This is a genomic window from Micromonospora sp. 15K316 (assembly GCF_004348525.1).
In the GTDB taxonomy this organism is placed as follows: Bacteria; Actinomycetota; Actinomycetes; order Mycobacteriales; family Micromonosporaceae; genus Micromonospora.
On record NZ_SMKG01000041.1, the window covers coordinates 21,131 to 33,563 of the forward strand.

13 protein-coding genes and 1 pseudogene are annotated in these 12,433 nt (G+C 74.4%); 9 read left to right on the forward strand and 5 right to left on the reverse strand.

All coding sequences use genetic code 11. The features are described from left to right. Window positions 1–12: 12 nt before the first annotated feature. The 3 genes from E1211_RS11710 to E1211_RS11720 all read right to left on the reverse strand — a co-directional run bounded on the left by E1211_RS11710 (window position 13) and on the right by E1211_RS11720 (window position 2,198). A complete protein-coding gene (locus E1211_RS11710; RefSeq protein ID WP_132348334.1) occupies window positions 13–612 on the reverse strand; it encodes a TetR family transcriptional regulator in 600 nt (199 codons plus the stop codon). Between the two features lie 81 nt (window positions 613–693). Continuing rightward, the gene (locus E1211_RS11715) at window positions 694–1,449 is read right to left on the reverse strand and encodes an ABC transporter permease (protein WP_132348336.1); all 756 of its coding nucleotides are present in this window, start codon (window positions 1,447–1,449) and stop codon (window positions 694–696) included. After that, a complete protein-coding gene (locus E1211_RS11720; protein ID WP_132348338.1) occupies window positions 1,446–2,198 on the reverse strand; it encodes an ABC transporter ATP-binding protein in 753 nt (250 codons plus the stop codon). Before E1211_RS11720 ends, E1211_RS11715 begins: the two co-directional genes overlap by 4 nt. A 105-nt stretch (window positions 2,199–2,303) precedes the next feature. Here E1211_RS11720 and E1211_RS11725 point away from each other — a divergent pair, with 105 nt between their 5' ends. The 5 genes and pseudogenes from E1211_RS11725 to E1211_RS11740 all read left to right on the forward strand — a co-directional run bounded on the left by E1211_RS11725 (window position 2,304) and on the right by E1211_RS11740 (window position 6,413). Then, a complete protein-coding gene (locus E1211_RS11725) occupies window positions 2,304–2,690 on the forward strand; it encodes a MerR family transcriptional regulator (protein ID WP_132348340.1) in 387 nt (128 codons plus the stop codon). Window positions 2,691–2,910: 220 nt separating this feature from the next. Beyond that, window positions 2,911–3,507 (forward strand): annotated as a pseudogene (locus E1211_RS33385) (phosphoribosyl-AMP cyclohydrolase); the annotation flags it as partial. A 180-nt stretch (window positions 3,508–3,687) separates the two neighbouring features. Then, entirely contained in the window at window positions 3,688–4,119 is a 432-nt protein-coding gene (gene hisI, locus E1211_RS33390) for a phosphoribosyl-AMP cyclohydrolase (protein ID WP_132348358.1), read from the forward strand. Between the two features lie 40 nt (window positions 4,120–4,159). Continuing rightward, the gene (locus E1211_RS11735; RefSeq protein ID WP_132348342.1) at window positions 4,160–5,713 is read left to right on the forward strand and encodes an anthranilate synthase component I; all 1,554 of its coding nucleotides are present in this window, start codon (window positions 4,160–4,162) and stop codon (window positions 5,711–5,713) included. A 115-nt stretch (window positions 5,714–5,828) separates the two neighbouring features. Then, window positions 5,829–6,413 (forward strand): Trp biosynthesis-associated membrane protein, encoded by a 585-nt coding sequence (locus E1211_RS11740; protein ID WP_132348344.1) that lies wholly within the window; start codon window positions 5,829–5,831, stop codon window positions 6,411–6,413. Here the strand turns inward: E1211_RS11740 and E1211_RS11745 are convergent. Beyond that, entirely contained in the window at window positions 6,406–6,672 is a 267-nt protein-coding gene (locus E1211_RS11745) for a hypothetical protein (RefSeq protein ID WP_132348360.1), read from the reverse strand. The genes E1211_RS11740 and E1211_RS11745 overlap by 8 nt on opposite strands. Window positions 6,673–7,146: 474 nt before the next feature. Between E1211_RS11745 and trpC the strand changes: the two genes are divergently transcribed. Genes trpC through trpA form a run of 3 tightly spaced genes read left to right on the forward strand, consistent with a single transcriptional unit; the run spans window position 7,147 to window position 10,026 of the window. Next, complete coding sequence (gene trpC / locus E1211_RS11750; RefSeq protein ID WP_187398718.1) at window positions 7,147–7,950, forward strand: indole-3-glycerol phosphate synthase TrpC; 804 nt, start codon at window positions 7,147–7,149, stop codon at window positions 7,948–7,950. A gap of 37 nt (window positions 7,951–7,987) precedes the next feature. Continuing rightward, a complete protein-coding gene (gene trpB, locus E1211_RS11755; RefSeq protein WP_132348348.1) occupies window positions 7,988–9,223 on the forward strand; it encodes a tryptophan synthase subunit beta in 1,236 nt (411 codons plus the stop codon). After that, window positions 9,223–10,026, forward strand: coding sequence for a tryptophan synthase subunit alpha (gene trpA, locus E1211_RS11760; protein WP_132348350.1), 804 nt, complete (start codon window positions 9,223–9,225; stop codon window positions 10,024–10,026). Before trpB ends, trpA begins: the two co-directional genes overlap by 1 nt. A 76-nt stretch (window positions 10,027–10,102) precedes the next feature. Here the strand turns inward: trpA and E1211_RS11765 are convergent, their stop codons facing one another. Beyond that, complete coding sequence (locus tag E1211_RS11765) at window positions 10,103–11,437, reverse strand: NAD(P)/FAD-dependent oxidoreductase (protein ID WP_132348352.1); 1,335 nt, start codon at window positions 11,435–11,437, stop codon at window positions 10,103–10,105. A gap of 303 nt (window positions 11,438–11,740) precedes the next feature. On the opposite strand from E1211_RS11765, the gene E1211_RS11770 reads away from it, so the two are divergent. Further along, window positions 11,741–12,220 (forward strand): Rrf2 family transcriptional regulator, encoded by a 480-nt coding sequence (locus tag E1211_RS11770; protein WP_132348354.1) that lies wholly within the window; start codon window positions 11,741–11,743, stop codon window positions 12,218–12,220. Window positions 12,221–12,433 lie beyond the last annotated feature (213 nt).

A 12,433-nucleotide genomic window follows, 5' to 3' on the forward strand; every position in this document is an offset into this window, starting at 1 on the left:
CCGCACGCGGGCCTACCCGCTGGGAAGTTCGGCGGTCAGGTAGCGCTGGACGGTCGGGCCGACCGTCGCGACCAGGGTCTCCGGGGCGGCGGAGGCGACCGGCTCCAGCCGGATCACGTACCGCATCATGGCCAGCCCGACCAGCTGCGTGGCGACCAGCGACCCGCGCAGCGGCAGCTCGGCCGGGTCGACGTCGAGGTGTTCCAGCACCCGACGCAGCACCTGGGTCACCACGAACTCGCGCAGCAGGCGGGCGGTCCACTCGTTGCTCACCGCCGAGCGCAGCAGCGCCACCCCGGCGGTGCTGGCCGGCGAGTCCCAGACGCCGAGGAAGGTGCGGACCAGCCGCTCGCCGATGCCGTCCCGGTCACCGGCGATCACCCCGGGGAGCAGCTCCCGGGGGTCGACCGGCGCCTGCATCGCGGCCAGGAAGAGCTGGTCCTTGCTGCCGAAGTAGTGGTGCACCAGCGCCGGGTCCACGCCGGCGGTGGCGGCGATGGTCCGGATCGAGGCCGCGTCGAAGCCTCGTTCGGCGAACGCGGACCGCGCCGACGAGAGGATCGCCTCGCGGGTGCCCGGGTTGCCGGGTCGCCGGCCGGTCCGTCGCGCCATCGCCGCCATTCACTCCGTTCCTCGCTCCCGCCCCGCCCGCCGGGCCGCCGTGGCGCCGGCCCGGCGAACGGGGCCGGTCGGTCAGCCGCTGCGTCGCCGCAGCGTGGCCGCGGCGAGCACCAGCGCGAGCACCGCCGCGCCGGCGACCACCGCCACGTCCCGCCACATCGTGCCGGTCGGCTCGGCGTGCGCGCCGACCTCCTGCAACGCCTCGACGGCGTACGACAGCGGCAGCACGTCGCTGATCGCCTGGAGCCAGCCGGCCATCTCGTCGCGGGGCACGAAGAGCCCGCAGAGCAGCAGCTGGGGGGCGACCACGACCGGCATGAACTGTACGGCCTGGAACTCGGTGCGGGCGAAGGCGCTGCAGAAGAGGCCGAGCGCGACGGCCAGCACCGCGTTCAACGCCGCGATCATGATCACGAAACCGCTCCCGCCCGCGGTGTCCAGGTCGAAGAGCCAGTACGCCAGCGCGGACGCGACGGCGGCCTGCACCGCCCCGGCCAGCCCGAAGGCGATGCCGTAGCCGAAGAGCAGGTCGGCCTTGGCCAGCGGGGTGGTGAGCAGGCGCTCCAGGGTGCCGGTCGTGCGCTCGCGCAGCATGGCGATGCTGGTCACCAGGAACATGACGATGAACGGGAAGAAGCCGAGCATCACCAGCGCGATCCGGTCGAAGGTGGACACCTCGCCGGACCGGGCGGGCTGGTCGGCGTACATGTAGTAGACCAGCGTCAGCAGCAGCGCGGGCACGACCAGCAGCAGCGCCACCGTACGCCGGTCGTGGCGCAGCTGGCGCAGGATGCGGCCGGTGGTGACCGCCAGGATCCGCGGGTTCACGACGCCTCCCCTCCGGCGCCGGCCGCCACCCCGGCGCCGGTCTCGCTCGCCCGGATCAGGCGCAGGAAGGCCTCGTCGAGGTCGGAGACCCCGGCGGCGGCGCGGACCGCGTCCGGGGTGTCGTCGGCGATCAGACGGCCCTCCCGGATGAGCAGCAGCCGGTCACACCGGGCCGCCTCGTCCATCACGTGGCTCGACACCAGCAGCGTCACCCCGCTCGCCGCCAGTTCGTGGAAACGGCTCCACAGCTCCGCGCGGAGCACCGGATCCTGCCCGACGGTCGGCTCGTCGAGGACGATCAGCTCCGGCTCGCCCACCAGCGCGCAGGCGAGCGAGGCCCGGCTGCGCTGCCCGCCGGAGAGGGTGCCGACCAGCTGCCCCGCCGCCGCGCCCAGGCCCACGTCGGCGATCGCCCGGTCGGCGTCGGCCCGGCCGCGCCCGTGCAGGGCGGCGAAGTAGCGGGCGTTCTCCCGCACCGTGAGGTCGGCGTACACGCTCGGCGCCTGGGTCAGGTAACCGACCCGCCGGCGCAGGTCGGCCGACCCGGCGGGTCGGCCCAGCACCGTCGCCGTGCCACCCCCGACGACCTGTACCCCGACCACCGCGCGCATGAGGGTGGTCTTGCCGCTGCCGCTCGGGCCCAGTAGCCCGGCGACCACGCCGCGCGGCACCGCGCAGCTGATGCCGTGCAGCACGCGCCGCCGCCCCCGGTCGACGACCAGGTCGCGGAGCACGATCGCATCCTCCATCGATCCTCCCCAAACTCATCACTCGTTGAACTCAACGCTAGGTGAGTTATCCGCCCGGGCGCAACAGTTGACTTCGAGTGCGGTCGAACTGGAAGCCTGGAAGCCGTGGACATCAGCACGCGCGAGAGCACCCTCACCGTCGGCGAGGCCGCGGAGCGGGTCGGCCTCACCACCTACACGCTGCGCTGGTACGAGCAGGAGGGCCTGGTGGCACCGGTCGGGCGCGACTCGGCCGGGCGGCGCCGGTACACCCCCGGCGACGTCGACTGGCTCTTCCTGCTCACCCGGCTGCGCCGCACCGGCATGCCGGTACGGGACATGCGCCGCTACGCCGAACTGGCCCGGCAGGGCGACTGCACCCTCGGGGCCCGGCGGGCGCTCTTCGAGGCGCACCGCGCGCGGGTGCTGACCCGGATGGCCGACCTCGAGGAGGACCTGAAGGTGCTCGACCACAAAATCGATGCGTACCGCCGGGCGGAGGAGGCGCGATGATCCGCCGTCGCGTCGGAGCGAACGGGCGGGAGGTCTCCGCGATCGGCCTCGGCTGCATGGGGACGAGCCTCGCCTTGATTCGGACACCACGTGCGGCATCGGGCACCACCGGTGCGGCACGATGGCGGACGTGGATCACGCTCCGTTGCCAGACGCCGGGTTCCTCGACGACTGGGCGGCCCGGCTGCGGGAGTTCGGCGAGCGGCCGGTCGTCGGGATCATGCTGCGGGGCAGCCACGCCCGGCGGGCCGCCACCGCGCACAGCGACGTCGACCTCGACGTGCTGGTCGGCGGTGCGCCGTACGCCGCGCGGCGGGCGTACCTGGCCCGGACACCGGGCCGGCTCACCCACGTGTCGGTGGCCACCCGGGACGTCCGTTCCTGGGTGGCCCGGCTCGGGGAGCCGGCCGACTGGGCGTTCGGCCTGCCGGTCCTCGCCCCGGCCCGGCTGCTCTGGGCGGACGCGCACTGGCGGCGACGGATCGACCTGCCGGTGCTCTGCCAGCCGGCCGGCGAGCCGCGGCTGGAGGAGCTGATCGCCACGCTCGGCAAGGCGGCGAGTGCCCGGGCCGCCGGGGACCACCTCGGGTTCCGCCTGTTCGCGGCCGACCTGGCCCGGCTCTGCCCGTCGGTGCTGCGGCTGGCGAACCCCTCGGTACGTGTCGCCTCGCGCCGCGCCGCCGTCGACGCCGCGCTGAACCTTCCGGTCGCCCCACCCGGCTACCGGGCGGACATGCTGCTCTGCCTCGGCCTGCGCCCGGGCGCCCCCGGGCAGCTCTGGGCCGCCGCGGTCCGGCTCGTCAGCGGCTCGCTCCCGCTGATCCGACCGTACGCCGCGCGGATCGCCGAGGCCGCTGGGACGGACCTCGCCGAGGCGCTGCTCGACGGCCGGCTGGACCGCTATGTCGCCCAGCTCGCCCGGGCCTCCGACGCTCCGCCCCGGCCCCGGCGGGAGGCGTCTGCGGTGCCCGCGCCGCGTGCGGGAGAATGTCGTACTGTGCCCGTACCTGACGCGCCCGTGACCGGCGCCCCCAGCCCAGCGAGCCCACCGCCGGCGCCTGGCCCGTCCCGTCCGTCCCGGCTCGACCCGGCCGTCGCCGCGCGGCTGCGGCGTACCGCCGACGGGCTGGTGGCGGCCGTGGTGCGCGAGCAGGAGAGCGGCGAGGTGCTGATGGTCGCCTGGATGGACGACGAGGCGCTGCACCGCACGCTCACCACCGGGCGGGCCACCTACTGGTCGCGCAGCCGGCAGGAGTACTGGGTCAAGGGCGCCACCTCCGGCCACCACCAGTACGTCCGCTCCGTCGCGCTCGACTGCGACGGTGACGCGCTGCTGGTGACGGTGGAGCAGGTCGGCGCCGCCTGCCACACCGGGCATCGCACCTGCTTCTTCGACGAGCTGCCGGTCACCGGCGCCGACGCGCCGTGAGCGGGACGCGGCGCCGGCGGGCGGCCGGAAGGCGGCGGTCATGACCGACGGCGCGGTGAGCCCCGCCCAGGCGACCTTCACCGAGTTGGCCGCCCGCTGGCGGGTGGTGCCGGTGACCAGACGGCTGCTGGCCGACGCGGAGACCCCCGTGGGGGTCTACCGCAAGCTGGCCGGGGGCCCGGGCACGTTCCTGCTGGAGTCCGCCGAGCAGGGTGCCGGCTCGGCCGGCCTGACCTGGTCGCGTTACTCCTTCATCGGCGTGCGCAGCAGCGCCACGCTCGTCGAGCGCGACGGCGTGGCCGCCTGGCTCGGGCAGCCCCCGGCCGGGCTGCCGACCGGCGGTGACCCGGTCCGGGTGCTGCGGGAGACCGTGGCGGCCCTCGCCGGTCCCGCCTGGGACCCGGCCAACGCAATGCCCCCGCTCACCGGGGGCATGGTCGGCTACCTCGGCTACGACCTGGTACGCCGCTTCGAGCGGCTGCCCGAGCTGACCGAGGACGACCTCGGTGTGCCGGAGCTGGGGATGATGCTCGCCACCGACCTGGTGGTGCTCGACCACTACGACGGGTCGGCGATCCTGGTCGCCAACGCGGTCCTGCCCCCGCTGGACGAGCCGGCGCGCGACGAGCTCGTCGCGGCGGCGTACCACCAGGCGGTGGGGCGGCTCGACGCGATGACCACCGCGCTCTCCCGGCCGATCCCGCCGATGATCTCGACGGTCGACCGGCCGCCGGCGGGGGAGGTGGCCAGCCGGACACCCGAGGGCGGCTACCCCAAGGCCGTGGAGGTGGCCAAGGAGGCGATCCGGGCCGGCGAGTGCTTCCAGATCGTGCTGTCGCAGCGTTTCGAGCGAGCCACCCACGCCGATCCGCTGGACGTCTACCGGGTGCTGCGCACCACCAACCCGAGCCCGTACATGTACCTGCTGCGCTTCGACGGCTTCGACATCGTCGGCTCCTCGCCGGAGGCGCACCTGAAGGTGACCACCGAGGCCGGCGGCGGGCGGCGCGCGCTGCTGCACCCGATCGCCGGCACCCGCCCGCGCGGCGGCACCCCGGCCGAGGACACCCGTCTCGCCGCCGAACTGCTCGCCGACCCGAAGGAACGGGCGGAGCACGTCATGCTGGTCGACCTGGGCCGCAACGACCTGGGCCGGGTCTGCCGGCCGGGCACGGTCGAGGTGCCGGAGTTCGCCACGATCGAGCGGTACAGCCACGTCATGCACATCGTCTCCACAGTGGTCGGCACGCTCCGGGAGGACCGGACCGCCTTCGACGCCCTGGCCGCGACGTTCCCGGCCGGCACCCTCTCCGGTGCCCCGAAGGTGCGCGCCATGGAGATCATCGAGGAGCTGGAGCCGGTCCGCCGCGGCGTCTACGGCGGCACGGTCGGCTACTTCGGCTTCGGCGGCGACCTGGACATGGCCATCGCCATCCGCACGGCGCTCATCCGGGCCGGCCGGGCGTACGTGCAGGCCGGCGCGGGTGTCGTGGCCGACTCCGACCCGGCCGCCGAGGAGCAGGAGACGCGGAACAAGGCCGCCGCGGTACTCGCCGCCATCGCCGCCGCCGAGACGCTGAGGCCGGCCCGGTGAGCGCGCGGAGCGGGGCGCGGCGGAGCCCGGGCGGGCGTGGACGAGAGGCCGGTGCGGTGCCTGTGAGACGTGCGGCGCGGCGGAGCCCGGCGGTCGTGGACGGGAGGCGGGTCCGGTGAGCGCGGACGTGACAACTGACGCGCCGGCCGGCGCCGGACGGCGCGAGTTGACGTACGCCGTGCTGCTCAGCCTGGTCGGCGCGGGCCTGGCGCTCTGGGCGGCGACCCGCACCTGGTCGGTCGAGCTGACCGTGCGGCCGTCCCCGCTGCCGCCGGAGCGGGTGGCGCGCACCGGCGCCGCCCTGCTGCCGTGGCTGCCCGCGCTGGCGGTGGTCGGGCTGGCGGGTGGGGGAGCGGTGCTCGCCACCCGGGGCCGGGTACGCCAGCTCCTCGGTGGTCTGCTCACCCTGCTCGGGCTGGCGGTGGCGATCGGTGGCGGCTACGGCCTCGCGGCCGGTTTCGAGGGGGCGGTGAGCCGGCAGTGGCCGGTGCTCTGCCTGGTCGGCGGGGTGCTGGCCGGAGCCGGTGGTCTGCTGACGGCGCTGCGCGGCCGGGGCTGGCCGGCGATGGGGGCCCGTTACGAGCGGCCGTCGCGGGCCGCCGCCGTGCCGCCGGAAGCCGCGGCGGGCCCGGTCACCGGCCGGCGCACCACGCAGGCGTGGGACGCGCTGGACCGGGGCGAGGATCCGACTGTCAACTGACCGGCTGCCGCGCGCGCTCGCCGCGGGCGGCGGCGCGTGTGGTGGCCAGTTCCGCGACGAGGCGGTCCAGCTCGGCCCGCCGGTCGGCGCGGGCCCGGTCGGCGCAGACCGCCTCCCACGCGTTGCCGCGCGCCGTACGCATCCGGGCCTCGCCGACCACCGCGCGCTCCAGCGTGTGCACCACGCCGACGGCGAGGGACGCGACGGTCCGCGAGATGGTGGTCAGGCCGATGTTCGGGTTCGGGCCGGCAGTGCTCATGGTCACCCCGTACGAGGATGTGGGCGAGGGCTGGGCGGACGCGCCATTCGAGTCTGCCCGACATCGATGCTCGCCGGCTCACGTTTCGCCGTGGTGTCCGTCGCATCAACGCTCCGTCCGGCCCGCCACCAGGGCCGGGCCGGTCGTCCTTGAGCTTGCTCACAAAATCGATGACAGTGATTGGATTCCGGGGCCACCCCGAGGGGCATCATCGATAGGTCGACGGCGATGGGTTCCGGTCGTCGCGACGCGGGCGCGACGGGCGAGGGAGGTGGCGCTGCGTGACAACCTCTTCACGGCAGGTCGGCCATTATGCCGCAGGCCGTTTCGTGAGCAGCGCCATACCCCCGCCGTCCGGCGCCAGGTGGGGACGCCTAGCATCGGCCCATGACGCCCGGAGGAGGGAGTCCGTTGGTGACTGCTGAGCATGCGCACGCGGAGGGGGACGGGGCCGATTCGGCGGCGTCCGTAAGCGTGCTCGACGAGATCCTGGCGGGCGTGCGCGAGGACATCGCCCGCCGACAGGAGCAGGTTCCGCTGGAGCGGATCCGGGAGTTGGCCGCCGCCGCCCCGCCGCCGCTGGACGCGTACGCGGCCCTGCGCCGCCCCGGCGTCGCGGTGATCGCCGAGGTGAAGCGCTCCTCGCCGTCCAAGGGGCAGCTCGCGGAGATCGCCGATCCCGCGGATCTGGCCGGCGACTACGCGGCCGGTGGCGCGCGGGCGATCAGCGTGCTGACCGAGGGGCGGTGGTTCGGGGGGTCGCTCGACGACCTCGCGGCCGTCCGCGCCGCGGTGCAGGTGCCGGTGCTGCGCAAGGACTTCGTGGTCTCCAGCTACCAGGTGCACGAGGCGCGGGCGTACGGCGCCGACCTGGTGCTGCTGATCGTCGCCGCGCTGGAGCAGAACGCCCTGGTCGGGCTGCTGGAGCGGATCGAGTCGCTCGGCATGACCGCGCTGGTCGAGGTGCACGACGAGGAGGAGGCCGACCGGGCGCTGGAGGCCGGCGCCCAGGTCATCGGGGTCAACGCCCGCAACCTGCGTACCCTTGAGGTCGACCGTTCGGTGTTCGAGCGGATCGCGCCCGGCCTGCCCAGCAGCGTCGTGAAGATCGCCGAGTCCGGCGTGCGTGGCCCGCACGACCTCATCCGGTACGCCTCCGCCGGTGCCGACGCGGTCCTGGTCGGTGAGGGTCTGGTCACCCAGAAGAGCCCTCGGGAGGCGGTCGCCGAGCTGGTCAACGCCGGCAACCACCCGGCCACGCCCCGTCCGGTGCGCTGATCCCGCGCCGGCCCGCCAGCACCGAGAGGATCTTCGCATGAGCGCCGACGCGCTGGCCGCCACCGGCTCCCGCCCCGACGCGGCCGGTCACTTCGGCCGCTTCGGCGGCCGATTCGTACCCGAGGCCCTGGTGGCCGCGCTCGACGAGCTGACCGAGGCGCACCGCACGGCCATGGCCGACGAGTCGTTCCGGGCCGAGTTCGCCGCCCTGCTGCGCGACTACGCCGGCACCCCGTCGCTGCTCTACCCGGCCGAGCGGCTCTCCGCCAAGCTGGGCGCCCGGGTGCTGCTCAAGCGGGAGGACCTGAACCACACCGGCGCGCACAAGGTCCGTAACGTGCTCGGCCAGGCTCTGCTGACCCGGCGGATGGGCAAGACCCGGGTGATCGCGGAGACCGGCGCCGGGCAGCACGGGGTGGCCACCGCCACCGCGGCCGCGCTCTTCGACCTGGAGTGCGTGGTCTACATGGGCGAGGTCGACACCGAGCGGCAGGCGCTGAACGTGGCCCGGATGCGGATGCTCGGCGCCACAGTCGTCCCGGTCACCACCGGTTCCCGCACCCTCAAGGACGCCATGAACGAGGCGATGCGGGACTGGGTCGCCAACGTCGACGGCACCCACTACCTGATCGGCACCGCCGCCGGGCCGCACCCGTTCCCGGCCCTCGTGCGCGACTTCGTCCGCGGCATCGGCGACGAGGCCCGCCAGCAGTGCCTCGACCAGATCGGCGCGCTGCCCGACGCCGTGGCGGCCTGCGTCGGCGGCGGCTCCAACGCCCTCGGCATCTTCCACGCCTTCGTCGACGACCCGGACGTGCGGCTCTACGGCTTCGAGGCCGGCGGCGAGGGTGTGACGACCGACCGGCACGCGGCCAGCATCACCGGCGGCTCGCTCGGCGTCCTGCACGGCGCCCGCACCTACGTGCTCCAGGACGCCGACGGGCAGACTGTCGAGTCGCACTCGATCTCCGCCGGCTTGGACTACCCGGGCGTCGGGCCGGAGCACGCGTGGCTGCACGACAGCGGCCGGGCCAGCTACCTGCCGGTCACCGACGACGAGGCGATGGCCGCGTTCGAGCTGCTCTGCCGCACCGAGGGGATCATCCCGGCGATCGAGAGCTCGCACGCGATCGCCGGCGCCGCCGCGATCGCCCCGAAGCTCGCCGCCGAGCTGGGCCGGGAGCCCACCATCGTGGTCAACCTCTCCGGGCGGGGCGACAAGGACGTGCACACCGCCGGCGAGTACTTCGGCATCCTCGGCAAGGAGCAGTGATGAGCCGGATCGGTGTCGCCTTCGAGAAGGCGCGGGCGGAGGGGCGGGCGGTGCTGGTCGGCTGCATGCCGGCCGGGTTCCCCACCGTCGAGGGCAGCATCGCCGCGATGACCGCGATGGTGGAGGCCGGGGTCGACGTCATCGAGGTGGAGATCCCGTACTCCGATCCGGTGATGGACGGCCCGGTCATCCAGAAGGCCAGCGACATCGCGCTCGCCGGCGGCGTACGCACCGCCGACACGCTGCGCATCATCGAGGCGGTCGCGGCCACCGGCGCGCCGGTGGTCACCATGACCTACTGGAACCCGATCGAGCGGTACGGGGTCGACGCGTTCGCCCGTGACCTGGACGCCGCCGGCGGCACCGGTCTGATCACTCCGGACCTCATCCCGGAGGAGGCCGACGAGTGGCTGGCCGCCTCGGACGCGTACGGGCTGGACCGCACCTTCCTGGTCGCGCCCTCCTCCACCGACGCGCGGCTGGCGATGACTGTCGAGCACTGCCGGGGCTTCGTCTACGCCACGGCGATCATGGGCGTCACCGGGGCACGGTCGCAGACCTCGGACGCGGCCCCGGTCCTGGTCTCCCGGGTCCGGCAGGTCACCGAGCTCCCGGTCGGCGTCGGCCTCGGCGTGGGCACCGGGGCGCAGGCCGGCACGGTCGGCGGGTACGCCGACGGCGTGATCGTGGGCAGCGCCCTGATCCGCTGCGTGCTCGACGCGCCGGATCTCGGCACCGGGCTGACGGCGCTGCGTACCCTCGGCGCCGAGCTCGCCGAGGGCGTCCGCGCCCCCGCCCGCTGAGCCGCCGGCCCCGCTCGCCCGCGAGGGCGCGCAGGGCCGACGGGCCGGGCGGGGAGGGGCCGTCGCCCGGCCGCCGTCACTCCCGGCCGGTGCGGACCGCCGGTTCGCCGCCGGTGACGAAGGCGTCCCGGGGGCGCTGCACCGAGGCGAGCGACAGGATGTCCCGGCCGAAGATCCCCGCGGTCAGCCAGATGGCGAGGACGCGGGACTTCCGCTCCCAGCTCGGCACGGCCAGCACGTGGTAGCCGCGGTGCATCAGCCAGGCCGGCAGGCCCTTGATGACGATGCCCCGGTACTGGAAGATGCCCCGGCCGAGGCCGAGCGTGGCGATGGAGCCGAGGCTGTGGTGCAGGTACGGCTTCGGCTTCCGGCCGTGCAGGGTGGCCGCGATGTTGCGGGCGAGCAGCTTCCCCTGCCGGTAGGCGTGCTGGGCGTTGGGCACCGTACGTGCGCCCGGAACGGGCGAGGCGAGGTCGGGCACCGCGGCGTCGTCGCCGGCGGCCCACGCGTCGGGCACCGGGTCCTCCTCGGTGCCGACCCGCAGGTCGGGTCGGACGACGATCAGGCCGCGCCCGTCGACGGGGAGGTCGGTGTGCCGGCTGATGACCGGGTTGGCGCTGTTGCCCGCGGTCCAGACGATCAGCTCCGAGTCGAACTCCTCGCCGGTGGAGAGCACCACGTGCCCGTCCACCGCCGAGGTCACCTGGGTGTTCAGGTGGACGCGCCCGCCGCGCTTCTCCAGCGAGCGCACCACCCAGCGGCCGGGCTCGTCGGTGACCTCGGGGAGGATGCGGCCGGACGCCTCGACGAGGTGGAACCGCAGCTCGTCGCGGTGCAGTTCGGGGTACCGCTTGAGCAGGGCGGTGGCCAGGGAGAGCAGCTCGCCGAAGCCCTCGACCCCGGAGAAGCCGCCGCCGACGAAGGTCACGGTGAGCAGCTTCTGGCGTTGCGGCCCGGGCGGGAGCACGGCGGCCTGGTCGAAGGCGGTGAGCAGCCGGTCCCGGATCGCGACCGCCTCCTCGACGTGCTTGAGGCCGATCGCCTGCTCGGCGATGCCGGGCACGGGGAACTTCCGGGTGACGGCGCCGGCGGTGACGACGATGAGGTCGTAGCCCAGCTCGAAGCTGTCTCCCGTGGCGGGCTCGACGGTGACCACCCGGTGCTCGTGGTCGATAGCGGTCACCGTCCCGGCGACGACGTGGGTGCGCCGCAGGTGGCGCCGCAACGACACGGCGGCGTGGCGCGCCTCGATCGATCCGGCCACGACCTCCGGCAGGAACGGCTGGTAGGTCATGTACGGGCGAGGGTCGACGATGGTGATGTCAGCTTCACCCCGGCGGAGTTTCCGCTCCAGCTTCCAGGCCGTGTAGAAGCCGGCGTAACCGCCACCGACGATCAGGATCTTGCGCATGATGCCCTCCGGATTTCTTCCTGGCTCATCAGACGGCGCAGTCTCGACTGACACGAGTGGTGCGGCGGGCGCCGGGGATCATGTACGGTGTCGCCTCCGTCCGCCACCTCAGCGCAACCGTAGCCAGGCGCGGTCGCGCACGCTGCCGAGGTGGGCTTTTCCGGTTCTGCTGGGCACGTCCTGCGATCGTCACGGGGTCGTCCCCTCCGCCGTACGTACGTCCGGCAAACTCGGATTGCTCCTACCCGAAATGATACTCGGACAGATATTGTCCGAGAAAGGGGCCGTCGTTACGCTGACGCGATGAGGTTGTCCGGTGGAGTCGAGTCGGCGCTGCACTGCTGCGTGGTGCTGACGGCGGCGGCCGAACCGGTGCCCGCCGCGCGCCTGGCGGAGCTGCACGGCGTCTCGGCGACCTATCTGGCCAAGCAGTTGCAGGCGCTGTCCCGGGCGGGGCTGATGCAGTCCGTCCAGGGCAAGTCCGGCGGCTACGTGTTGACCCGCTCGGCGGCGGAGATCACCGTCCTCGACGTGGTCGAGGCGGTCGAGGGGACCGGGCCGACCTTCGTCTGCACCGAGATCCGGCAGCGCGGCCCGCTGGCCCAGCCGAGGGAGGCCTGCACCGTCCCGTGCCCGATCGCCCGGACGATGAGCGCCGCCGACCGCGCCTGGCGCGCCGCGCTCCGCGAGGTGTCGATCGCCGACCTGGGCAGCGCGGTCGGCGAGTACCACGCCGACGCGCTGAGCCGGATCGGCGCCTGGTTCCGCTCCCCGCAGCCCTGAGCCGCCGCCGGTGACCGCACCGGGCCGGGGCGCGCCCGTCCGGGTGGTGTCATTAGCCAGGTTCCCGACGATCGACGCGACCCACCACGGGGAACCGTGACCGGCCAGGCTCACCCGCCGCCGCACCTGCGCCCCGAGCTCAGGGGTGGGCGGGTTCCGCCGGCGGAGCCTGCGCGCGCTGGTTGGGAGCCGGCGGCGGGAGCGGGGCGGGAC

Excerpts from the sequence above, each read along its gene's own strand:
- E1211_RS11710 (WP_132348334.1), bottom strand. The coding sequence starts at position 612 with ATGGCGCGACGGACCGGCCGGCGACCCGGCAACCCGGGCACCCGCGAG.
- E1211_RS11745 (WP_132348360.1), bottom strand. The coding sequence starts at position 6,672 with ATGAGCACTGCCGGCCCGAACCCGAACATCGGCCTGACCACCATCTCG.
- E1211_RS11770 (WP_132348354.1), top strand. The coding sequence starts at position 11,741 with ATGAGGTTGTCCGGTGGAGTCGAGTCGGCGCTGCACTGCTGCGTGGTG.
- E1211_RS11720 (WP_132348338.1), bottom strand. The coding sequence starts at position 2,198 with ATGGAGGATGCGATCGTGCTCCGCGACCTGGTCGTCGACCGGGGGCGG.
- E1211_RS11765 (WP_132348352.1), bottom strand. The coding sequence starts at position 11,437 with ATGCGCAAGATCCTGATCGTCGGTGGCGGTTACGCCGGCTTCTACACG.
- E1211_RS11735 (WP_132348342.1), top strand. The coding sequence starts at position 4,160 with ATGACCGACGGCGCGGTGAGCCCCGCCCAGGCGACCTTCACCGAGTTG.
- trpB (WP_132348348.1), top strand. The coding sequence starts at position 7,988 with ATGAGCGCCGACGCGCTGGCCGCCACCGGCTCCCGCCCCGACGCGGCC.
- trpA (WP_132348350.1), top strand. The coding sequence starts at position 9,223 with ATGAGCCGGATCGGTGTCGCCTTCGAGAAGGCGCGGGCGGAGGGGCGG.